Source organism: Hydrogenophaga sp. GW456-12-10-14-TSB4 (assembly GCF_059424305.1).
On sequence record NZ_JBWKZH010000023.1, the window covers coordinates 44,443 to 66,910 of the forward strand.

General features: G+C 66.6%; 22 protein-coding genes and 1 tRNA gene. 2 read left to right on the top strand and 21 right to left on the bottom strand.

The annotated features are described in order from the left end of the window. Positions 1-42: 42 nt before the first annotated feature. Together AC07ZS_RS13300 and AC07ZS_RS13305 are read right to left on the bottom strand one after the other, a co-directional pair. The gene (locus tag AC07ZS_RS13300) at positions 43-1,113 is read right to left on the bottom strand and encodes a M48 family metallopeptidase (RefSeq protein ID WP_494799019.1); all 1,071 of its coding nucleotides are present in this window, start codon (positions 1,111-1,113) and stop codon (positions 43-45) included. After that, positions 1,113-2,315: a YjgN family protein gene (locus AC07ZS_RS13305; RefSeq protein ID WP_494799020.1), complete on the bottom strand. Its 1,203-nt coding sequence runs from the start codon at positions 2,313-2,315 to the stop codon at positions 1,113-1,115. Before AC07ZS_RS13305 ends, AC07ZS_RS13300 begins: the two co-directional genes overlap by 1 nt. 89 nt (positions 2,316-2,404) lie before the next feature. On the opposite strand from AC07ZS_RS13305, the gene AC07ZS_RS13310 reads away from it, so the two are divergent. Together AC07ZS_RS13310 and AC07ZS_RS13315 are read left to right on the top strand one after the other, a co-directional pair. Further along, positions 2,405-4,189: an ABC transporter transmembrane domain-containing protein gene (locus AC07ZS_RS13310; protein WP_494799021.1), complete on the top strand. Its 1,785-nt coding sequence runs from the start codon at positions 2,405-2,407 to the stop codon at positions 4,187-4,189. A gap of 119 nt (positions 4,190-4,308) precedes the next feature. Then, on the top strand, positions 4,309-5,640 hold the full coding sequence (locus tag AC07ZS_RS13315) for a Glu/Leu/Phe/Val family dehydrogenase (protein WP_494799022.1): 1,332 nt from the start codon (positions 4,309-4,311) through the stop codon (positions 5,638-5,640). Between the two features lie 68 nt (positions 5,641-5,708). On the opposite strand, the gene AC07ZS_RS13320 is transcribed toward AC07ZS_RS13315, so the two are convergent. From AC07ZS_RS13320 to secG, 19 genes are all read right to left on the bottom strand, one after another. Beyond that, complete coding sequence (locus AC07ZS_RS13320; RefSeq protein WP_494799023.1) at positions 5,709-6,182, bottom strand: DUF1178 family protein; 474 nt, start codon at positions 6,180-6,182, stop codon at positions 5,709-5,711. Next, positions 6,179-6,787, bottom strand: a complete 609-nt coding sequence (locus AC07ZS_RS13325) for an NUDIX domain-containing protein (protein WP_494799024.1) — start codon at positions 6,785-6,787, stop codon at positions 6,179-6,181. Before AC07ZS_RS13325 ends, AC07ZS_RS13320 begins: the two co-directional genes overlap by 4 nt. A 5-nt stretch (positions 6,788-6,792) precedes the next feature. Then, positions 6,793-7,095 carry a DUF2818 family protein gene (locus AC07ZS_RS13330; RefSeq protein WP_494799025.1) on the bottom strand — a complete coding sequence of 101 codons (303 nt, stop codon included), beginning with the start codon at positions 7,093-7,095 and terminating at the stop codon, positions 6,793-6,795. Between the two features lie 55 nt (positions 7,096-7,150). Then, complete coding sequence (gene nuoN / locus AC07ZS_RS13335) at positions 7,151-8,659, bottom strand: NADH-quinone oxidoreductase subunit NuoN (protein ID WP_494799026.1); 1,509 nt, start codon at positions 8,657-8,659, stop codon at positions 7,151-7,153. A 27-nt stretch (positions 8,660-8,686) separates the two neighbouring features. After that, positions 8,687-10,162, bottom strand: coding sequence for an NADH-quinone oxidoreductase subunit M (locus tag AC07ZS_RS13340; RefSeq protein ID WP_494799027.1), 1,476 nt, complete (start codon positions 10,160-10,162; stop codon positions 8,687-8,689). A gap of 16 nt (positions 10,163-10,178) precedes the next feature. Further along, complete coding sequence (gene nuoL / locus AC07ZS_RS13345; RefSeq protein WP_494799028.1) at positions 10,179-12,230, bottom strand: NADH-quinone oxidoreductase subunit L; 2,052 nt, start codon at positions 12,228-12,230, stop codon at positions 10,179-10,181. 40 nt (positions 12,231-12,270) lie between these two features. Beyond that, entirely contained in the window at positions 12,271-12,579 is a 309-nt protein-coding gene (gene nuoK / locus AC07ZS_RS13350) for an NADH-quinone oxidoreductase subunit NuoK (protein ID WP_494799029.1), read from the bottom strand. Then, entirely contained in the window at positions 12,576-13,226 is a 651-nt protein-coding gene (locus AC07ZS_RS13355; RefSeq protein WP_494799030.1) for an NADH-quinone oxidoreductase subunit J, read from the bottom strand. The genes nuoK and AC07ZS_RS13355 overlap by 4 nt, the downstream gene beginning before the upstream one ends. Positions 13,227-13,278: 52 nt before the next feature. Beyond that, complete coding sequence (gene nuoI / locus AC07ZS_RS13360; RefSeq protein ID WP_494799031.1) at positions 13,279-13,815, bottom strand: NADH-quinone oxidoreductase subunit NuoI; 537 nt, start codon at positions 13,813-13,815, stop codon at positions 13,279-13,281. A gap of 15 nt (positions 13,816-13,830) precedes the next feature. Continuing rightward, positions 13,831-14,907, bottom strand: a complete 1,077-nt coding sequence (nuoH, locus tag AC07ZS_RS13365; protein WP_494799032.1) for an NADH-quinone oxidoreductase subunit NuoH — start codon at positions 14,905-14,907, stop codon at positions 13,831-13,833. Then, the gene (gene nuoG, locus AC07ZS_RS13370) at positions 14,904-17,036 is read right to left on the bottom strand and encodes an NADH-quinone oxidoreductase subunit NuoG (protein ID WP_494799033.1); all 2,133 of its coding nucleotides are present in this window, start codon (positions 17,034-17,036) and stop codon (positions 14,904-14,906) included. Before nuoG ends, nuoH begins: the two co-directional genes overlap by 4 nt. A 14-nt stretch (positions 17,037-17,050) precedes the next feature. Then, positions 17,051-18,424, bottom strand: a complete 1,374-nt coding sequence (gene nuoF, locus AC07ZS_RS13375) for an NADH-quinone oxidoreductase subunit NuoF (RefSeq protein ID WP_494799034.1) — start codon at positions 18,422-18,424, stop codon at positions 17,051-17,053. After that, positions 18,421-18,933 carry an NADH-quinone oxidoreductase subunit NuoE family protein gene (locus tag AC07ZS_RS13380; RefSeq protein WP_494799035.1) on the bottom strand — a complete coding sequence of 171 codons (513 nt, stop codon included), beginning with the start codon at positions 18,931-18,933 and terminating at the stop codon, positions 18,421-18,423. The genes nuoF and AC07ZS_RS13380 overlap by 4 nt, the downstream gene beginning before the upstream one ends. Further along, entirely contained in the window at positions 18,930-20,183 is a 1,254-nt protein-coding gene (locus AC07ZS_RS13385; protein WP_494799036.1) for an NADH-quinone oxidoreductase subunit D, read from the bottom strand. Before AC07ZS_RS13385 ends, AC07ZS_RS13380 begins: the two co-directional genes overlap by 4 nt. A 1-nt stretch (position 20,184) precedes the next feature. Then, entirely contained in the window at positions 20,185-20,793 is a 609-nt protein-coding gene (locus AC07ZS_RS13390) for an NADH-quinone oxidoreductase subunit C (RefSeq protein ID WP_494799048.1), read from the bottom strand. Between the two features lie 69 nt (positions 20,794-20,862). After that, on the bottom strand, positions 20,863-21,342 hold the full coding sequence (locus tag AC07ZS_RS13395; protein ID WP_066270388.1) for a NuoB/complex I 20 kDa subunit family protein: 480 nt from the start codon (positions 21,340-21,342) through the stop codon (positions 20,863-20,865). 34 nt (positions 21,343-21,376) lie between these two features. After that, complete coding sequence (locus AC07ZS_RS13400; protein WP_494799037.1) at positions 21,377-21,736, bottom strand: NADH-quinone oxidoreductase subunit A; 360 nt, start codon at positions 21,734-21,736, stop codon at positions 21,377-21,379. 48 nt (positions 21,737-21,784) lie between these two features. Then, positions 21,785-21,869 (bottom strand) — tRNA-Leu (locus AC07ZS_RS13405). 182 nt (positions 21,870-22,051) lie between these two features. Continuing rightward, positions 22,052-22,435, bottom strand: a complete 384-nt coding sequence (secG, locus tag AC07ZS_RS13410; RefSeq protein WP_494799038.1) for a preprotein translocase subunit SecG — start codon at positions 22,433-22,435, stop codon at positions 22,052-22,054. Positions 22,436-22,468 lie beyond the last annotated feature (33 nt).

Here is a 22,468-nt window from a genome sequence, read left to right on the forward strand (position 1 = left end):
GCGGACCACGCCAGCCGTCAGCGCGAAACAACGGCCAGAAACCTAGCGAGGAGAATCCTCACCCCGCCACTCCCGAAAAAACCGGATGCGTTCCGCGTGATCCGGATGGCTCCCGATGGCGATCGGCAACGACACGCGCTCATCCTCATCGTCCTCCGAAGGCGCGTCCGAGTCGGCCTCAGCGAGCATGCGCTCGAAAAACACCGCCATGGCCGAAGGTGGAATACCGGCCGCGTGCATCACACGCGCGGCATGCGCATCCGCCTGCCGCTCGGTGTCGCGCGAATAGGCCTGCGTGGCCAAGGTCGCCGGCACGGTCGCCAGGAAACCGCTGGCGTCGCCCAGCACCACCCCCACCAGCGCACTGATCAGACTCGCGCGCACCACCATATCCAGCCCGTCGCGGTGCGCCACATGACCCAGCTCATGCGCCAGCACCCCCACCAGGGCATCGGGCTGATCCTGCAACAACAGCACCAGCTCGTCCGTCATCACCATGAACCCACCCGGTAGCGCAAACGCATTCGCACCCAACACCGGCGACGCGTGAAACGCCAGCTCCCAATGCGGCGCGTCGCCCTGAGGGTAAGCACGCTCCACCGCCGACGCAAAACGCTGGCGCAGCTCGTCCTGCTGCTTCTGCGGCAACCGGCTCGGCCGCAGGAACAGCCGGTCCAGCTGCTGCAAGCTCTGCTCGCCCACATGCCGGTCCAGCGAATCCGGCACCTGGTGCGCCAGCGTCTGGCTCAACCAGGGCACGCCCCACAACCAGGCCGCCGCCAGAAACACCACCGAGCCCGCCAAGGCGACCAGCGTGGCGCGCCAGCTCTGCATCCAGCCCACCACCGCGCTGTCCTGCAGCCCGCTGGCCTGCGCCCAGGCATCCCACTCCGCCGCATCGGCGTGCTGGATCAGGCCCCCGTCAGGCAGCTCGGCCTGGCGCTGGCCATGCGTGCGCCGCTCGGGCCAGCGCACGCGCGCCAGCGGATAGCGCCGCGTCTCCTCCCCCAGGCGCATCAGCAGCTCGCCCGCCTCCACCTGCAGCGTCACCGCGTGCGGCTTGGGCGAGCGGCCATCGAACCACCGCGAGTGCAGAGACGCGGACGCGCTCATCAGAGCCCCATGTCCATGCCGAAGAAGTCGCCCGCGGCATCGCCCAGCACCCCCTTGCCGGCCTGCTGCGCGCTCGCCAGCCAATCGTCCACGCGGCCGTCCACGTCCAGCGACATCGCTTCCAGCTTCAGGCGCGCGGTGCGCACCTTGGCAAAGGGCCAGTACAGACCCAGCGTGACCACGATCAGCAACCAGTTGACCAGCGTCACGCGGAACAGACTGCGAAAGCGCAAAGCGCTGGCGAAACGAATCTTCTCGCTGCGGGTGCCGCCCCAGAGCAGGTCCTGGAAACGGGCACCGAAATACGGCGCGCTCACCAGGGGGATCAGCAGGTAGATCACGCCCAGCGCCACCGGCACCAGCATCGTCACCAGGACCCGCCGCTGGCCGGCCGCCATGTCGGTGAACGTGCCGCGCGCCAGCACGAACACCACCAGGGCGAACAGCGCCGCCCCCACCACCGCGGCCAGCAGGCTCACGCCACCGGTTTTCAGGAACAGGCCATAGAAGCGCCCCGTGCCGGCCTTGAGCTGGGTGCGCTGCTCGGCAAACACATAGCCGCCGTGCTGGTAGCGCTTGAGGCGAGCCATCAGCCAGGGCATGAGCAGCGAAAAGCCCAGCACCACCGCACCGAAGACGATGGCGCTGCGCCGGGCCGCCTCGGGCGCCATCTCCTCGCCTTCGCTCACCTCGGGCAGAAACAGCACGAAGGCCAGCGCGGGCAGAAAGAAGGGCAGCATGGCCGCGTAAGCCGACTTCAGATCGCCGGCGAACGACAGGCGCACGCCGCGCCAGCTGGTGTTGCGCAGGCGGAACTGCAGCGAAGCGCGCCACAGCGCGGGCCACAGCACCATGAAGACCAGCAGCGCGATCCACGCCAGCCCGGGCTGGAAGTTCGACACCGCCCAGTAGGCCACGCCCAGCAGCAGCATCAGCAGGTAGCCGCGGAACATCTTCCGGGGGTCGGCGTGAAAGCCCAGCGGGTCGCCGCCCACCAGGGTGTTGTTCTGGAAATAGGCAATGCGCCGGGCGCGCGCGAAGGGTGCATACAGGGTGAAGGTCACCAGCGTGAGCAGCAGGTTGACGATCCAGATGCGGAAGTACTCGCTGCCCGAACCGGTGAACCGGATGTCGAGCATCTGCACCGGCGCAGGCTCATCCGCCAGCGCCACGGTGGGCGCGAAATCGTCCTGTTGTGTCATCCCCGTCCCTTGAAATTGAAAAATTGGGAGGCATCCTAGCACCGTGCCCCCATTCCCGCCGGGCGCCCAAACCCGGCACACTGTGCCCCATGCCCATGCCCTCCTCCGACCGCCCGAAAGCCGAATCCCCCACCTCGCTCGGGGGCCTGCTGCCCTTCATGCGGCCCTATCGCACGCAGATCGTGCTGGCCATGCTGTTCCTGGTGCTGGCGGCGGTCGCCACGCTGTTGTTCCCGGTGGCGCTGCGCGGCCTGATCGACGGCGGCCTGGTGGCCGGCGACCGCAGCGCCCAGGCCATGGGGCTGCGCGGCCACTTCCTCGAACTCTTCGCCGTGGCAGTGGCGCTCGGCCTGTTCTCCGCCGCGCGCTTCTACCTGGTGAGCTGGCTGGGCGAGCGCATCACGGCGGACCTGCGCCACGCGGTCTACAGCCACGTGCTGCGGCAGAGCCCGCAGTTCTTCGAGACCACCCAGACCGGCGAGGTGCTCTCACGCCTGACCACCGACACCACGCTGGTGCAGACCGTGGTGGGCTCCTCGCTCTCCATGGGCCTGCGCAACGGCGTGATGGGCATCGGCGCCTTGATCATGCTGGTGTGGACCAACCCCTACGTGATGCTGCAGGTGCTGCTCATCATCCTGCTGGTGGTGCTGCCCAGCATGTGGTTCGGGCGGCGCGTGCGCAAGCTCTCGCGCGCCAGCCAGGACCGGGTGGCCGACTCCAGCGCGATCGCGGCCGAGGTGCTCAACGCCATCCCCATCGTGCAGAGCTACACCGCCGAAGACCGCGAATCGCTGCGCTTCAAGGACTCGACGGAGAGCGCCTTCGTCACCGCCATCCGCCGCACCAAGGCCCGCGCCGGCATGGTGGCCTTCATCATCATCAGCACCGCCGCGCTGCTGCTCTGGGGCCTGTACCAGGGCACGCAGGCGGTGCTGGCCGGCACCATCACGCCCGGGCACCTGGGCCAGACCGTGGTCTACATCATCATCCTGGCCGGCGCGGTGGGGGTGCTGGGCGAGGTGTATGGCGACCTGCTGCGCGCGGCCGGCGCGAGCGAGCGGCTGATGGAGCTGCTGGCCAGCGAGTCGCCGGTGCAGTCGCCCGCGCGGCCCCTGCAGGCGCCGGCGCCGCAAGGCGGCAGCGCGCTGGCGTTCGACGACGTGAGCTTCCACTACCCCTCGCGCCCCACCCAGGCCGCCCTCAGCGGCTTCACCCTGGCCGTGCAGCCGGGGCAGACGGTGGCGCTGGTCGGCCCCAGCGGGGCAGGCAAGACGACCGTGTTCGGCCTGCTGCTGCGCTACTACGACCCGGCGCTGGGCAGCATCCGGCTCGACGGCGTGCCGATCGACCAGCTGGACCTGCACGCGCTGCGCCAGCGCATCGGCATCGTGCCGCAGGACCCGGTGATCTTCTCCAGCAGCGCGCTGGAGAACATCCGCTACGGCAAGCCCGGCGCGAGCGACGCCGAGGTGCGCGCGGCCGCCGCCGCGGCCTTCGCCGACGAGTTCATCGAGAAACTGCCCGAGGGCTACGACACCTTCCTCGGCGAGCGCGGCGTGCGGCTCTCGGGCGGGCAGCGCCAGCGCATCGCGATCGCGCGCGCCATGCTCAAGAACCCGCCCCTGCTGCTGCTCGACGAAGCCACCAGCGCGCTGGACGCGCAGAGCGAGCGCATGGTGCAGGCGGCGCTGGAGTCGGCCATGAAGGACCGCACCACGCTCGTGATCGCCCACCGCCTGGCGACCGTGCAGCAGGCCGACCGCATCGTGGTGCTCGACCACGGCCGGCTGGTGGAACAGGGCACGCACGCGGAACTGGTGGCGCACGGCGGCGTGTACGCGGGGCTGGCGGCGCTGCAGTTCAACGCCTGACCCAAACTATGCATTTAGCGCATAACACAATGGCATCATGGCCTTGGACATGAAGAAGGCATCTCCGTAAGCTTCCGCGTGTTGGCTCAGCACAGGGCCACACACCAAAGGAATCTTCCATGTCACAAACACCGCCCGTCCCGGCCGGCAGCGCCACCAGCGCTCCGGCCGTTTTCACGCAAGCCCTTCCTTCCTACCTCGATCCCAAGCACCTCGGCCCCTGGGGCGTCTACCTGCAACAGGTGGACCGCGTCGCGCCCTACCTGGGCCCGCTGGCGCGCTGGGTCGATACCCTCAAGCGCCCCAAGCGCACGCTGATCGTGGACGTGCCGATCCACCTGGACAACGGCACCGTGGCGCACTTCGAGGGCTACCGCGTGCAGCACAACACCTCGCGCGGCCCGGGCAAGGGCGGTGTGCGTTTCCACCAGGACGTGACGCTGTCCGAGGTGATGGCCCTGTCGGCCTGGATGTCGATCAAGAACGCCGCGGTGAACGTGCCTTACGGCGGCGCCAAGGGCGGCATCCGCGTCGACCCACGCCAGCTCACGCGCGGTGAACTCGAGCGCGTGACGCGCCGCTACACCAGCGAGATCGGCATCATCATCGGGCCGACCAAGGACATCCCGGCGCCGGACGTGAACACGAACGAGCAGATCATGGCCTGGATGATGGACACCTACTCGATGAACGAGGGCGCCACCGCCACGGGTGTGGTCACCGGCAAGCCGGTGGACCTCGGCGGCTCTCTAGGCCGGCGCGAGGCCACGGGCCGCGGCGTGTTCACCGTGGGCGTGGAGGCGGCGCGCCGCATCGGCCTGGATGTGTCGACCGCGCGCGTGGCCGTGCAGGGCTTCGGCAACGTGGGCGGCGTGGCCGGCAAGCTGTTCTCCGAAGCCGGCGCCAAGGTGGTCGCGGTGCAGGACCACGGCGGCACCATCTACCGCGAAGCCGGGCTCGACGTGCCCGCGCTGCTGGCGCATGTGAAACAGGCTGGCACGGTGGCGGGCTTTGCCAGTGCCGAGGTGATCGCCAACGACGCCTTCTGGGGCGTGCCTTGCGACATCCTCATCCCCGCCGCGCTCGAATCGCAGATCACTGAAGCCAACGCCGGCCGCATCCAGGCGCGCATGGTGATCGAGGGCGCCAACGGCCCGACCACGCCGCAGGCCGACGACATCCTGCACGAGCGCAACGTGCTGGTGCTGCCCGACGTGATCGCCAACGCCGGCGGCGTGACGGTGAGCTACTTCGAGTGGGTGCAGGACTTCTCCAGCTTCTTCTGGAGCGAGGACGAGATCAACGCCCGCCTGGTGAAGATCATGAAGGACGCCTTCGCCGCCGTGTGGCAGGTGGCCGACGAGAACAAGGTGAGCCTGCGCACGGCGACTTTCATCGTGGCCTGCAAAAGGATCCTCCATGCCCGAGATCTTCGCGGGTTGTACCCCTGAGCCCAGTCGGCTTGCTCAAGAGAAAGCCCCGCGATGCGGGGCTTTTTTCATACGGGTCCGGTGGTGGCCTACTGCAGGGTTTCCTTGATCCCTGGCACCGAAGGCAGGGCAATCACCTCGATGCCCTCTTCCATCAGTTCCAGCGCTTCCTGCGGGCTGGCCTGCCCACGGATCTGCCGGTGCTCGACCTCGCCATGGTGCATGGCGCGGGCTTCGTCGGCAAAGCGCTCGCCCACGTCTTCGGTGTTCGCCATCACCTCGCGCAGCGCCTGAAGGATGCGCGCCTGCATGGCCACCAGGTCGGGCTGGGCGCCGTGGTTGCTCATGGCCACGGCGGCGTTGCCGGCGGCAGGAGCCTGTGCCTCCTGGCGGCCGGCGCGCAGGTTCAGCCTGGGGGCCGAGAGCTTCTTCTCGATGTGCACATCACCGCACATCGGGCACGACACCAGGCCGCGCTCCAGCTGGCTCGTGTAGTCGTCTTCGGAGCCGAACCAGCCTTCGAATTCGTGCTGGTGCGCGCATTGCAGGTTGAGGACCTTCATGCCCCGGATTGTCCCGCATCCGCCCCGTCAGGGCGCGGGTTCCAGGCCAGAACCCATTCGCCCCGCAGCACATTCTGCAGCCACATGGAGCCGATCAGGGTCTTGCAGTCGATCACGTCGCCGCTGAAGCACCAGGCCTGCAGCTCGGCAGGGGTGGCGGCGAACACGTCCAGGAACTCGCCCTCGTCAAGCCGGCGCTCGCCCAGCGTGAGGCCGCGCGCGAACCAGATGTCGATGACCTCGTCGGAGTAGGCGATGGTGGGGGCGAGCCGGCCGGCGAAAGCCCACTCGCGCGCGCGGTAGCCGGTTTCTTCGAGCAATTCGCGCTTCGCGCAGGCCAGACTGCCCTCGCCCGCATCGAGCTTGCCGGCGGGGAATTCGATCATCACCGCCTGCATGGGGTGGCGGAACTGCCGCTCCATCACCACCCGGCCGTCGTCCAGCAGGCCGATCACCATCACAGCGCCGGGGTGCAGCACGAACTCGCGCGTGGCCTGGGCGCCGTCGGGCATGCGCACGGTGTCGCGCACCACGTGCAGGAAATGGCCGCGCAGCAGCTCGGTGCGCGACAGCGGCGTTTCTCGGAGGTGGCTGTCGTCGGCCATGGCGCTCAGCCGCGGCGGCGGTACAGGTAGCGGTAGACGAAGCCCGGAAACGCCAGGGTGAGGAACAGCGCGCCCGTGACGGCGTAGAACTCCCAGCCCTGCGGCGCGATCTGGCCGGCGTCGTGCTCCAGCGCGAGGCCCAGCGCGCCGACCACGAAGTACAGCAGCACCAATTCAGCCAGGCGCAGCCACAGCGTCTTGGGCGCGCGGCGGGGCAGCACGGCCAGCCAGCGATCGTTGAGGAAAGGCAGGTTGGCGGCGATGAAGGCGGCGATCAACACCAGCCAGACGGAGAATGTGTGGGTCATGGAACGGTGTGAGCCGACGGCCACCGGCAAGTTCACCGGTTCGCCGCCGACGCGTTCAGCCGAGCAGTTTCGCCACGGCCTGGGCACACAGGGTCATGAGGCCACCGGGCACGATGCCCAGCACCAGCACCAGCAGGCCGTTGATGGAGAGCACCGAGCGCGCGTCCAGGCCCGCCTCGATGTCGGCGGTCTGCGTGGGGGCGTCGAAGTACATGATCTTGACCACGCGCAGGTAGTAGAAGGCGCCGATCAGCGACATGACCACGGCGAACACGGCCAGGCCCACGTAGAAGGCGCCACTGGAAGCCAGCAAGGCCTGCAGCACGGACAGCTTGGCGTAGAAACCCACCAGCGGGGGCACACCGGCCAGCGAGAACATGCAGACGGCCATGACGCCGGCGTACAGCGGGCTGCGCTGGTTCAGGCCGGCCAGGTCGTTGATGTTGTCCGACTCGAAACCGCTGCGCGAGAGCAGCAGAATCACGCCGAAGGTGCCCAGCGTGGTCAGCACGTAGGTAACGACGTAGAACATGGACGAGCCGTAGGCGTTGGCCATGTTGCTGGTGTCCAGGCCGTCGGCGCCCTGCACCACCCCGGCCAGCAGGCCCAGCAGCATGAAGCCCATCTGCGCGATGGTCGAGAACGCCAGCATGCGCTTGAGGTTGTTCTGCGCGATGGCGGCGAGGTTGCCCACCAGCAGCGACATGACGGCCAGCACCGCGAGCATCTGCTGCCAGTCCACCGCCATCGGCTGCAGGCCTTCGACCAGCAGGCGGATCACGATGGCGAACGCGGCCAGCTTGGGCGCGCCACCGATCATGAGCGTGATGGCCGTGGGCGCGCCGTGGTACACGTCGGGCACCCACATGTGGAAGGGCACCACGCCGAGCTTGAAGGCCAGGCCGGCGACCACGAACACGAGGCCGAGCGTGAGCACCTGCGGCGAGCCCCTGAGCGTGTCACCGCCGCCGGCGATGGTCAGCATCACCTCGGTCAGGTTCAGGGAACCGGTGGCGCCGTAGACCATGGAGAGGCCATAGAGCAGGAAACCGCTGGCGAGCGCGCCCAGCACGAAGTACTTCATGGCCGCTTCCGTGGCCTTCACGTCGTCGCGGCGCAGCGCCACCAGGGCGTAGCTGGAGAGCGTGAGCAGTTCCAAACCGAGGTAGATCACCAGGAAGTGGTGGCTGGAGATCATGACGAACATGCCCAGCAGCGCGAACATGCCCAGGCTGAACAGCTCGCCGCCACGCAGCATGTCGCGCTGGCCCGAGTAGGCGCGGCCGTACACGAAGGTGACCATCATGGCGATCGAGGCGAAGCACTTGAGCCAGTTGCCCATCGGGTCGCTGACGATCATGCCGCCGAAACCGTAGACGGTGTTGCCCGCGCTCGCGGCCAGGCCTTGCAGCACGGCGACGGCACCCAGCGTGAGCAGGGTCAGGCCGTAGGTGACGCCGCGCAGCGGCGTCTTCACCGCCAGATCGACCAGCGCAATCACGCAGGCCATCGTCATGAGGAGAATTTCCGGGTAAGCCGCGACCCAGCTGAGCTTGTCAATCATGTGAGGATTCTCTCGTGTAGCGTGGGCTCAGTTCAGTTTGGAGATGGCGACGTGGCGCAGCAACTCGGCCACGGACGCGTCCATCACGTCGGTGAAGGGCTTGGGATAGACACCCATGTAGAGCACGGCCAGCGCCAGCACGCCCAGCACCAGGAATTCGCGCGCGTTAATGTCGACCAGGGCCTTGACGTTGTCGTTGCCCACGCTGCCGAGGTAGACGCGCTTGTACATCCACAGCGAGTAGGCGGCGCCGAAGATCAGGGCCGAGGCGGCCAGCAGGCCGATCCAGAAGTTGGCCTTGACGGCGGCGATGATGACCATCCACTCGCCCACGAAACCGGCGGTGCCCGGCAGGCCGCAGTTGGCCATGGTGAAGAGCAGCGCGAAGGCGGCGAACTTGGGCATGGTGTTGACCACGCCGCCGTAGTCGGCGATTTCACGCGAGTGCACGCGGTCGTACAGCACGCCGATGCCCAGGAACATGGCGGCCGAGACGAAGCCGTGGGCGATCATCTGCACGATCGCGCCGGAGACGCCGAGGTCGCTGAAGACGAAGAAGCCGAGGGTGACGAAGCCCATGTGCGCCACCGACGAGTAGGCCACGAGCTTCTTCATGTCCTGCTGCACCATGGCAACCAGGCCGACGTAGATCACGGCCACGAGCGAGAGCGCGATCATCAGCCAGGCCCATTCGTGCGCGGCATCGGGCAGGATGGGCAGCGAGAAGCGCAGGAAACCGTAGGCGCCCAGCTTGAGCATGATGGCCGCCAGCACGGCGGAGCCGCCGGTGGGCGCTTCCACGTGCACGTCGGGCAGCCAGGTGTGCACCGGCCACATCGGCACCTTCACCGCGAAGGCGGCGAAGAAGGCGAAGAACAGCAGGGTCTGCGCGGTACCGCCCAGGGGCAGCTTGTACCAGTCGGCCAGCGCGAAGCTGCCGCCGGACTGCGTGTACAGGTAGATCAGGGCCACCAGCATGAGCAGCGAGCCCAGCAAGGTGTACAGGAAGAACTTGAAGGCCGCGTAGATCTTGTTCGGGCCGCCCCAGATACCGATGATGAGGTACATCGGGATCAGCGTGGCCTCGAAGAACACGTAGAACAGCATCGCGTCCTGCGCGCTGAAGACGCCGATCATCAGGCCCGAGAGGATCAGGAAGGCGCCCATGTACTGGTTGACGCGCGAGGTGATCGACTCCCAGCTGGCCACCACCACCACCACGTTGATGAAGGCGGTCAGCAGCACCAGCCAGAGCGAGATGCCGTCCACGCCCAGGTGGTAGTTGACGTTGAAGTTCTCGATCCAGACGCGCTTCTCGACGAACTGCATCGCGGCGGTGCCCAGCTCGAAGCCGGTGTACAGCGGCACGGTCACGGCCAGGCCGGCAATGGCGCCCACCAGCGCGATCCAGCGCACCGCGTGCGCCTGATCGTCGCGGCCCAGGGCCAGCAGCACGACGCCGAAGAAGATCGGCGTCCAGATTGCAAGGCTCAGCAAACCCATCTTGTTATCCCTCTTCTTATTTGGCGAGCCAGACGAAATACGTCATGAACAGCAGCACGCCCACGATCATCATGAGCGCGTAGTGGTAGAGGTAACCGGTCTGCGCACGGCGCACGACCGAGGACACCACGCCCACCAGTTTCCAGCTGGCGTTGACCACGCCGCCTTCGATCACGCCGCGGTCGCCGCCCTTCCAGAGGCCGACGCCCAGGGCGCGCGCGCCCCTGGCGAGCACGTTTTCGTTGAACCAGTCCAGGTAGTACTTGTTTTCCAGCACCACGATCAGCGGGCGCAGGGCGCGCGCGATGGCGGCCGGCACCGCCGGGTTGATCAGGTACATGTACCAGGCGCACACCGCACCGGCCAGGGCCAGGTACAGCGGCGCGGTCGAGAGGGCGTGGACTGCCATGGCCAGCGGACCGTGGAACATCTCGCCGAACTTCGCCATGGCCGGGTGGGCCGCGCTGTTGATGGTGATGGCGTCCTTGAAGAAGTCGCCGAACAGCATCGGCTGGATGGTCATGAAACCGATCACCACCGAAGGAATGGCCAGCAGCAGCAGCGGCACCGTCACCACCCAGGGCGACTCGTGCGGCTTGCCGTCGCCATGGCCGTGGCCGTGGCCATGGTCGTCGTGGTGGTCGCCATGGTCATCGTGATGGCCGTGGTGGGCGTCCGGGTTCTGGTCGTAACGCTCCTTGCCGTGGAACACCAGGAAGTAGAGGCGGAACGAATAGAACGAGGTGACGAACACACCGGCGAGCACCGCGAAGTGCGCGAAGCCGGCCGCCGGCAGGGTGCTGAAGTGCACCGCCTCGATGATGCTGTCCTTGGAGTAGAAGCCGGAGAACAGCGGCGTGCCGATCAGGGCCAGCGTGCCCAGCAGCGAGGTGATCCAGGTGATGGGCATGTACTTGCGCACGCCGCCCATCCAGCGGATGTCCTGGTTGTGGTGCAGGCCCATGATGACCGAGCCGGCGGCCAGGAACAGCAGCGCCTTGAAGAAGGCGTGGGTCATCAGGTGGAACACCGCCACCGAATAGGCCGAGGCACCCAGCGCCACCGTCATGTAGCCCAGCTGCGACAGCGTGGAGTACGCGACCACGCGCTTGATGTCGTTCTGGATGATGCCCAGGAAGCCCATGAACAGCGCGGTGATCGCGCCGATGACCAGGATGAAGTTGAGCGCGGTGTCCGAGAGCTCGAACAGCGGCGACATGCGCGCGACCATGAAGATGCCGGCCGTCACCATGGTGGCGGCGTGGATCAGCGCCGAGATGGGTGTCGGACCTTCCATGGAGTCGGGCAGCCAGACGTGCAGCGGGAACTGAGCGCTCTTGCCCATGGCGCCGATGAACAGGCAGATGCAGATCACGGTGATCAGCATCCAGTCGGTGCCGGGGAAGCCCAGCGCGCCGAGCTCGGGCGCCTTGGCGAACACCTCGGTGTAGTTCATGGTGCCGGCGTAGGCCACGATGAGGCCGATGCCGAGGATGAAGCCGAAGTCGCCCACGCGGTTGACCAGGAAGGCCTTCATGTTGGCGAAGATCGCCGTGGGCTTGTTGAACCAGAAACCGATCAGCAGGTAGGACACCAGGCCCACCGCTTCCCAGCCGAAGAACAGCTGCAGCAGGTTGTTGCTCATGACCAGCATGAGCATGGAGAAGGTGAACAGCGAGATGTAGGCGAAGAAGCGGTTGTAGCCGTCGTCCTCTTCCATGTAGCCGATGGTGTAGAGGTGCACCATGAGCGAGACGAAGGTGACCACCACCATCATCATGGCGGTGAGGCCGTCGACCAGGAAGCCGATCTCCATCTTCAGGCCGCCCACCACCATCCAGGTGTAGATGGTTTCGTTGAAGCGCGCGCCGTCCACAGCCACGCTCTTGAGCGTCATGGCCGAGAGGATGAAGGCCACCAGCACACCCAGGATGGTGAAGGTGTGCGAGGCGCGGCGGCCGATCACGTTGCCGCCGAAGGTGGTGCCCAGGATGCCGGCGATCGCCGAACCCAGCAATGGGGCCAGCGGAACGGCGAGCAAGGTGCTTGCAGAGAGGGTGGTGCTCATGGGGTTCTTGCCTGAGTTCTCGTGTGGGGTGGCCCTGGCCTCAACCCTTGAGGGTGTTGAGCTCTTCGACGCTGATCGACGACTTGTTGCGGAACAGCAGCACGAGAATGGCCAGACCGATCGCCGATTCGGCGGCGGCCACGGTCAGGATGAAAAACACGAAGACCTGGCCGTGCATGTCGCCCAGGAAGTGCGAGAAGGCCACGAAGTTCATGTTCACGGCCAGCAGCATCAGCTCGATGGCCATGAGCAGAACGATGAGGTTCTTGCGGTTCAGGAAGATGCCCACGACCGAGATCGCGAACAGGATCGCGCCCACGGCGAGGAAATGGCCCAGGGTCAGGTTCATGGCTTGGCCTCCTCGGCGGCTGCCGCTTGGGCGGCGGGTGCGGCTTTCTGCGTGGCGTTCATGGGCAGCACCACCAGGCGGTCGCTGGCGCGCACGTGCACCTGCAGGTTGGGGTTGATGGCCTTGCTGTCCTTGCGCTTGCGCAGGGTCAGCGCGATGGCGGCGATCATGGCCACCAGCAGGATCACGGCGGCCACTTCGATCGGGTACAGGTACTCGGTGTAGAGCAGCACGCCCAGTTCACGGGTGTTGGAGTAGTTGGCGGCGCCGGCGGCACCGGAGCCCACCGCCTCGGTGATCGTGGGGAAGCCGACCCACAGCACGGCGATGAGCTCAGCCGCCACGAAGGCGCCCAGCAGGGCCGCCAGCGGGAAGTGCCGCCAGAAGCCCTGGCGCACCGTGTCCAGGTTGATGTCGAGCATCATCACGACGAAGAGGAACAGCACCATCACCGCGCCCAGGTACACCAGCACCAGCGTGATGCCCAGGAACTCGGCCTTGAGCAGCAGCCACAGCGCCGCCGCCTGCGAGAACGCGAGCATGAGGTGCAGCACGGCATGCACCGGGTTACGCGCGGTGATCACGCGGTAGCCTGCATAGAGCAGCACCGCGGCGAACAGGTAGAAAAAGCCGGTCTGGTAATCCATGGCGTCGTGGTTCTTGTGTCGTCTGGTCCGGCCGAGTCGGGTTCAGCGCCGATCAGCGGTAGGGGGCGTCAGAGGCCCGGGCGGCGGCGATCTCGGACTCGTAGCGGTCGCCCACGGCCAGCAGCATCTCCTTGGTGAAGTACAGGTCACCGCGCTTTTCGCCGTGGTACTCGAAGACATGCGTCTCGACGATGGAGTCGACCGGGCAGCTCTCTTCGCAGAAGCCGCAGAAGATGCACTTGGTGAGGTCGATGTCGTAGCGCGTGGTGCGGCGCGAACCGTCGGCGCGCACGTCGGACTCGATGGTGATGGCCATCGCCGGGCAGACGGCTTCGCAGAGCTTGCAGGCGATGCAGCGCTCTTCACCGTTCTCGTAGCGGCGCAGGGCGTGCAGGCCGCGGAAGCGCGGCGACAGCGGCGTCTTTTCCTCGGGGAATTGCACCGTGACCTTGCGCTTGAAGGCGTAGCGACCGGTCAGGGCCATGCCCTTGAACAGCTCCACCAGCAGGAAGCTGTTGAAGAAGTCGCGGAAAGAAAACGGCGCGGCGAACGCGGGCGACGCATTGGAATTGGCGGTGGTGGTGGACATGGTCGTTCGCCCTGCTTATTTCCAGATGTTCCACGGGGTCTGCATGAGCGCGCCCACGAGGAGCAGCCAGATCAGCGTGACCGGGATGAAGATCTTCCAGCCCAGACGCATGATCTGGTCGTAACGGAAGCGGGGGAAGGTGGCGCGGATCCAGATGAACATGGACACCACGACACAGGTCTTGATGCCGAGCCAGATCCAGCCCGGGATGAAGTCGAGCGCGGCGATCGGCGACAGCCAGCCGCCCAGGAACATCAGCACAGCCAGCACGGAGACCAGCCACATGCTGGCGTATTCGGCCAGGAAGAAGATGGCGAAGCCCATGCCCGAGTACTCGACCATGTGGCCGGCGACGATTTCGGCCTCGCCTTCGACCACGTCGAAGGGGTGGCGGTTGGTTTCGGCCACGCCGGAGATCAGGTAGACGAAGAAGATCGGCAGCAGCGGCAGCCAGTTCCAGGACAGGAAGCCCAGGCCCATGTTGGCCCCCATGCCGCGCGCCTGCGAGGCCACGATCTCACCCAGGTGCAGGCTGCCGGCGGTCATGACCACCACCAGGAAGCAGAAGCCAATGGCGATTTCGTAGCTCACCATCTGCGCCGAGGCGCGCAGCGCGCCGAGGAAGGCGTATTTGGAGTTGGACGCCCAGCCGGCAATGATCACGCCGTAGACCTCGATCGAGGTGATGGCCAGGATCACCAGCAGGCCGGCGTTCACGTTGGCGATGATCGCTTCGGGCCCGAAGGGGATCGCCACCCAGGCGGCGAGCGCCGGCATGATGGCCATGACCGGGCCGAGGCGGAACAGGCCGTTGCTGGCGGCGCTGGGGCGGATCAGCTCCTTGGTCAGCAGCTTGAGCGCGTCGGCGATCGGCTGCAGCAGGCCGAAGGGGCCCACGCGGTTGGGGCCGTGGCGGACCTGGATCCAGCCCAGCAGCTTGCGCTCCCACAGCGTGAGGTAGGCGACCGCACCCATCAGCGGCGCGAGCACGACCACGATCTTGATCAGGTTCCAGATGACAGGCCAGGCGCCGGTGGCCCACCAGTCGGCGGCGATCAGGCCCAGGCCGCCGTTGTACATCGCATCGATCACGCTGCGGCTCCTTCCACGGCTGGGGCGTTCCGCGCGTCGGCGGTGAGTTGCAGGGCGGTCGAGCGGCGCACCAGGCCGTCGAGCTGGTAGATGGACGCGACGCAGGGCGCGACTTCGGCAGGCGCCGTGTCGATCGCCGCGCTGCTCGCGTTGGACAGGCGGGCGGCATCGACCACGCTGCCGTTGCTCACGCCCGGCAGTGCCGCGGCCAGCACGGCCTGCGAAGAGTCGGCGTCGAAGCCAGGCAGCTCCAGCAGGTTGCCGAGCACGCGCAGCACCTTCCAGGCCGGGCGCGTGTCGCCCAGCGGGCGCACGACGGCATGGAAACCTTGCAGGCGGCCTTCGGCGTTCACGAAGGAACCCGAGGTTTCGGTGAACGGGGCGATGGGCAGCAGCACGTCGCTCACGTCGAGGTTGGTCTTGAACGGGCTGAGCGTGACGACCATGTCGGCCGCCGCCAGACCCGTGGCACCGACGGCGGTGTCCTGGGCGGGTTCGGTGTTGAGCAGGATGGCGGCCTTGAGCTTGCCGACCAGCATCTGGCCGGCGTTCAGACCGCCCTGCCCCGGCACCGCGTTCACCAGCTGCGCGCCGACGGTGTTGGCCGCTTCGGTGAGGTAACCCACGGTGGCGCCGGTCTGTTGCGCGATCCAGTTGGCCAGCGCGAGCAGGCTCGATGCCTTGGCGTGGTGGGCGGCGGCGTTGCCCAGCAGGATGGCTTTCTGTTCGCCACCCAGCAGGGACTTGGCCACCGCGCGGTGCGCGTCCGTGGCTTCACCGCTCACGGGCGCCGCGGCACCCGTTTCGGCGCCGATGGCGGCTGCGATGCCAGCCAGTGCCGACACCCACAGGCCGCTGTCGGCCAGCACGGTGTTCTTCACCGGCATCGCCCAGTCCTGCGCGACGGCGTTGAGCACGTTGACCTGCGCGTCCTTGCGCTGGGCCTGGCGGATGCGCTGCGCGAACAGCGGGTGGTCCTTGCGCAGGTTGGAGCCGATCACGAGCACGCGCTGCAGCGTGGACAGCGAGGCGATCGGCAGACCCAGCCAGCGGGCCGCGCCAGCCGGCGCGGTGTTGGAGAAATCGGCGTGGCGCAGGCGGGCGTCGATGTTCTGGCTGCCCAGGCCGCGCACGAGGGCGCCGGCCAGGGCCAGCTCTTCGAGCGTGCTGTGCGGGCTGGCCAGCAGGCCGATGGCGCCAGCGCCGTGGTCGGCCTTGACCTGCTTCAGGCCGTTGGCCACGTACTCGAGCGCGGTCTGCCAGTCGACCGTCTTCCACTCACCGCCCTGCTTGAGCATGGGCGAGGTCAGGCGCTCTTCGCTGTTGACGGCCTCGTACGAGAAGCGGTCGCGGTCGGCGATCCAGCATTCGTTGACGGCTTCGTTCTCCAGCGGCACCACGCGCATGACCTTGTGGTTCTTCACCTGGACGATCAGGTTGGCACCGGTGGAGTCGTGCGGGCTCACGCTCTTGCGGCGCGAGAGTTCCCAGGTGCGGGCGCTGTAGCGGAACGGCTTGCTGGTGAGTGCGCCCACCGGGCAGATGTCGATCATGTTGCCCGAGAGCTCGGAGTCGACCGTGTCGCCCAGGAAGGTCTCGATCTCGGCGTGTTCGCCGCGGTGCGACATGCCCAGCTCCATCACGCCGGCCACTTCCTGGCCGAAACGCACGCAGCGGGTGCAGTGGATGCAGCGGCTCATCTCCTCCATGGAGATCAGCGGGCCCACGTCCTTGTGGAAGACCACGCGCTTTTCTTCTTCGTAGCGCGAACCGGAGCCGCCGTAGCCGACGGCCAGATCCTGCAGCTGGCACTCGCCGCCCTGGTCGCAGATGGGGCAGTCCAGCGGGTGGTTGATGAGCAGGAACTCCATCACCGACTGCTGGGCCTTGATCGCCTTGTCGCTCTTGGTGCGAACGATCATGCCTTGCGTGACCGGCGTGGCGCAGGCGGGCATGGGCTTGGGGGCCTTCTCCACGTCCACCAGGCACATGCGGCAGTTGGCCGCGATGGACAGCTTCTTGTGGTAGCAGAAGTGCGGGATGTAGGTGCCGGCCTTTTCGGCCGCATGCATGACCATGCTGCCCGGCGCCACTTCCACCTTCTTGCCGTCGAGTTCGATTTCAACCATGGGAATGTCTTCTCTTAAGCGGCCTTGGCGGGCGTCTGAGCGGCCGTGATCTTGGCCTCGAACTCATGCCGGAAGTGTTTGATCATGGCGCGCACCGGCATGGCCGCTGCGTCGCCCAGGGCGCAGATGGTGCGGCCCATGATGTTCTCGGCCACGTTGTCGAGCAAGGCCATGTCGGCCGGCTTGCCCTCGCCCCGGTCGATGCGGTCGACCATGCGCCAGAGCCAGCCCGTGCCTTCGCGGCACGGCGTGCACTGGCCGCAGGATTCGTGCATGTAGAAATAGGACAGGCGCTTGAGCGACTCGACCATGCAGCGCGAGTCGTCCATCACGATGACGGCGCCCGAGCCGAGCATGGAGCCCGCCTTGGCAATGGAGTCGTAGTCCATCGTGCATTCCATCATGATGTGCGCCGGCAGCACCGGGGCCGACGAACCGCCGGGGATCACGGCCTTGAGCGTGCGGCCCTTGCGCACGCCACCAGCGAGCTCCAGCAGCTTGCTGAACGGCGTGCCCAGCGGCACTTCGTAGTTGCCCGGCATCTCGACGTCGCCCGAGACCGAATAGATCTTGGTGCCGCCGTTGTTCGGCTTGCCGCAGGCCAGGTAGGCCGCGCCGCCGTTGCGGATGATCCAGGGCACCGCCGCGAAGGTCTCGGTGTTGTTGATCGTGGTGGGCTTGCCGTACAGGCCGAAGCTGGCCGGGAATGGCGGCTTGAAGCGCGGCTGGCCCTTCTTGCCTTCGAGCGACTCGAGCAGCGCGGTTTCTTCACCGCAGATGTAGGCGCCAAAGCCGTGCGCGGCGTGCAACTGGAAGTTGAAGCCGCTGCCCATGATGCCGTCGCCCAGGAAGCCGGCGGCGCGCGCCTCTTCCAGCGCGGCCTCGAAGCGCTCATAGGCCTCGAAGATCTCGCCGTGGATGTAGTTGTAGCCCACGCTGATGCCCATCGCATACGCCGCGATGGCCATGCCTTCGATCACGATGTGCGGGTTGTACAGCAGGATGTCGCGGTCCTTGCAGGTGCCGGGCTCGCCTTCGTCCGAGTTGCAGACGAGGTACTTCTGGCCCGGGAACTGGCGCGGCATGAAGCTCCACTTCAGGCCGGTGGGGAAGCCCGCACCGCCGCGGCCGCGCAAGGCCGATTCCTTCAGGGTGGCGATCACCTGGTCCTGCGTCATGCCCACGACGGGCGGATCGCCAGCCGGTGGCGAGCCGTCCTGGCCCAGCACCTTGCGCAGGGCCTGGTAGCCGCCGCGCGCCACGTAGTCCTTGAGCGACCAGTTGCTGCCGTCGAGGCCGGCGTAGATCTGCGGTTCGATGTGGCGACCGTGGAAGCAGGTCTGCACGCCGGTGGCGCGGAACTGCCCGAGGATCTGATCGGCGTTCATGCTTGTCCTTCCGAAGCGCGCAGGCCATCGACCAGCTGGTCCAGCTTCTCATTGCTCATGAAGCTGCACATGTGGCGGTCGTTGACCAGCATCACGGGCGAATCGGCGCAGGCACCCAGGCACTCGCTCTGCTGCAGCGTGAACAGGCCGTCGGCCGTGGTCTCGCCCATGGTGATGCCCAGCTTCTGCTCCAGGTGGTGCAGGGCCTTGTTGCCGTCGCGCAGCTGGCACGGCAGGTTGGTGCAGACGTTGAGCTTGAACTTGCCCACCGGCCGCTGGTTGTACATGTTGTAGAAGGTCGTGACCTCGTGCACCGCGATCGGTTCGACACGCAGGTAGGCGGCCAGCGCCACCTCGGCTTCAGGGCTCACGTGGCCCGCTTCCTGCTGGATGATGGACAGGCAGGCCATCACCGCGGAAATGCGCTGCTCGTCGGGGTACTTCGCGGCTTCGCGATCAAAACGCCGGATCGTGGCGTCTGAAAAGGACTCGGGCGTGACGGTGCTCATCGGTCGATCTCTCCGAAAACGATGTCCATGGTGCCGATGATGGCGACCGCGTCGGCCAGCATGTGACCGCGCGCCATCTCGTCCATGGTGGCGAGGTGCGCGAAACCGGGCGCGCGGATCTTCAGGCGGTAGGGCTTGTTGGCGCCGTCGCTCACGAGGTAGATGCCGAACTCGCCCTTGGGGTGCTCGACCGCCGCGTAGGCCTCGCCTTCGGGCACGTGGAAACCTTCGGTGAAGAGCTTGAAGTGGTGGATCAGCTCTTCCATGTTGGCCTTCATGGCCTCACGGGCGGGCGCGGCCACCTTGTGGTTGTCGGTGATGACCGGGCCGGGGTTGGCGCGCAGCCATTTCGAGCACTGCTCGATGATGCGGTTGGACTGCTTCATCTCTTCCATGCGGACGAGGTAGCGGTCGTAGCAGTCGCCGGTCTTGCCCACCGGGATGTCGAAGTCCATCTGGCCGTACACGTCGTAGGGCTGCTTCTTGCGCAGGTCCCAGGCGATGCCGGAGCCGCGCAGCATGGGACCGGTCATGCCCAGGTTGAGCGCGCGCTCGGGCGTGACCACGCCGATGCCGACCGTGCGCTGTTTCCAGATGCGGTTGTCGGTCAGCAGCGTGTGGTACTCGGCCAGGTAAGTCGGGAAACGCCGGGTGAAGTCGTCGATGAAGTCGAGCAGCGAACCCTGGCGGTTGGTGTTCATGTCGGCCAGCGCCCGCGCATTGCGGATCTTGTTGGCCTTGTACTGCGGCATGGAGTCCGGCAGGTCGCGGTACACGCCGCCCGGGCGGAAGTAGGCCGCGTGCATGCGGGCGCCCGAGACGGCCTCGTACATGTCGAACAGGTCTTCGCGCTCGCGGAACGCGTAGATCAGGATGGTCGAGCTGCCGCAGTCGTTGCCGTGCGAGCCCAGCCACATCAGGTGGTTGAGCAGGCGCGTGATCTCGCTGAACATCACGCGGATGTACTGCGCACGGATCGGCACCTCGATGCCCAGCAGCTTCTCGATGGCCAGGCAATAGGCGTGCTCGTTGCACATCATGGACACGTAGTCCAGCCGGTCCATGTAAGGCAGCGACTGGATGTAGGTCTTGTGCTCGGCCAGCTTTTCGGTGGCGCGGTGCAGCAGGCCGATGTGCGGGTCGGCGCGCTGCACGACCTCGCCGTCGAGCTCCAGCACGAGGCGCAGCACGCCGTGCGCGGCCGGGTGCTGCGGGCCGAAGTTCAGGGTGTAGTTCTTGATCTCAGCCATGTCAGTGCAGACCGCCGTAGTTGTCTTCGCGGATGATGCGCGGCGTGATCTCGCGCGGCTCGATGGTCACCGGCTCGTAGATCACGCGCTGGCGCTCGGCGTCGTAGCGCATCTCGACATGCCCGGACAGCGGGAAGTCCTTGCGGAACGGGTGGCCGATGAAGCCATAGTCGGTCAGGATGCGGCGCAGGTCGTCGTGGCCCTCGAAGACGATGCCGTACAGGTCGAAGGCCTCGCGCTCGTACCAGTTGGCAGCGGCCCACAGCGGGGTCACCGACGCCAGCACCGGGAAGTCGTCTTCCGGGCAGAACACGCGCACGCGCACGCGGTGGTTGTGGGTGACCGACAGCAGGTGCACCACCGCAGCGAAGCGCTGGCCTTCCCAGCGGCCGTCGCCATAGGCCTGGTAGTCCATGCCGCAGAGATCGATGAGCTGCTCGAAGCGGGCTTCGGGCGCATCGCGCAGGATCTGCATGACGGCGAGGTAGTCGGCCGCCTTCACCGTGAGCGTGAGCTCTTCGCGGACCACCTGGAGGGATTGGGCCTTGTCGCCCAGCAGACCCGCCAGCGAGGTCTTCAGCGCCTCGGGCTCGACGGCAGGGGGAGTCATGGCGGAGTCGGTCATGAACGTGCTTCTTTCAAGGCCAGTGACGTGCGGGCGATGCCAGGAGCGTCGCGCTCAGGCACGCGCAATGGTGTGGGTGCGGCGGATCTTCTGCTGCAGCTGGATGATTCCGTACAGCAGCGCCTCGGCAGTGGGCGGGCAGCCGGGCACGTACACATCCACCGGGACGATGCGATCGCAACCGCGCACCACGGAATAGCTGTAGTGGTAATAGCCGCCGCCGTTGGCGCACGAGCCCATGGAGAGCACCCAGCGCGGCTCGGCCATCTGGTCGTAGACCTTGCGCAGGGCCGGCGCCATCTTGTTGCACAGCGTGCCGGCCACGATCATCAGATCGGACTGGCGCGGGCTGGCGCGGAACACCTCGGAACCGAAACGGCCGATGTCGTAGCGCGCGGCGGCCGCGTGCATCATCTCGACCGCGCAGCAGGCCAGACCGAAGGTCATGGGCCAGAGCGAGCCGGTCTTGGCCCAGTTCACCACCGAGTCGTAGCTGGTGGTGACAAAACCTTCCTTGAATACACCTTCAATCATGAACCGCTCCGGTGCGCGCCTTTGTGTGTCGAACTCATTCCCAATCCAGCGCGCCCTTCTTCCACTCGTAGGCGAAGCCCACGGTGAGAATGGCCAGGAACACCACGCCAGCGAGGAAGCCGGTGACACCGATGTCGGTGAACGCCACGGCCCAGGGAATGAGGAATGCGATCTCGAGGTCGAACAGGATGAAGAGGATGGCCACCAGGTAGTAGCGCACATCGAACTTCATGCGCGCGTCTTCAAACGCCTCGAAGCCGCATTCATAGGGAGAGTTTTTCTCGGCGTCCGGCAGATTGGGGCCGAGGATGTAGCCGAGAACCTGAGGGATGATCCCAACGGCAATACCCACCAAGATAAACAGGAGCACAGGAAGGTATTGTTCGAGACTCATCTTGGGTAGATTCCGCTGACACGGCGTGGGACCGTGTTGTCCAATGATTGGTGCCGACGGCGAGACTCGAACTCGCACAGCTTTCGCCACTACCCCCTCAAGATAGCGTGTCTACCAATTTCACCACGTCGGCTGGGTCTGCATTGATGGGCTCACGAGGAATGGTGTGAGCCTTGCTGACAACCCATAGAGTTTACCCTGAAACCACCCCTCTTTCCGGGGAGGGCGGTGGTTATTTCCGAAGGAATCGGTCGGGTTGTCGCTGCAGGAAAAAAGTCCGCCCCGGCGTGGCGCCCGGGCAGACGGGGTCGTCGCTTACTTCGCGGGAATCTGGGCCGCGCCGGTGGCCGGCGCTTCGCTGGCGGCCGGCGCGGGCACCGCGCCGGAGGAGCCCGGGATCTGCTGTGCCGGCACGGCTGCGCCTTCGAGCACGCTGCCCGAACTCGGTGCGGCGGTGCGCAGGTTGCCGAAATACGCCAGGCCCAGCGTGCTGGCCAGGAAGATCGCGGCCAGCACGGCCGTGGTGCGCGAGAGGAAGTTCGCGCCACCGGACGCGCCGAACAGGCTGGCCGAACCGGCTCCGCCGCCAAAGGCCGCGCCCGCATCGGCGCCCTTGCCGTGCTGCATCAGGATCAGGCCGATCATGCCCAGCGCGGCCAGGATCTGCACCGCCAGCAGGATGGTCAACAAAACATTCATTTTTTTCTCCGGGGTATCGGTTATCGCCGCGCC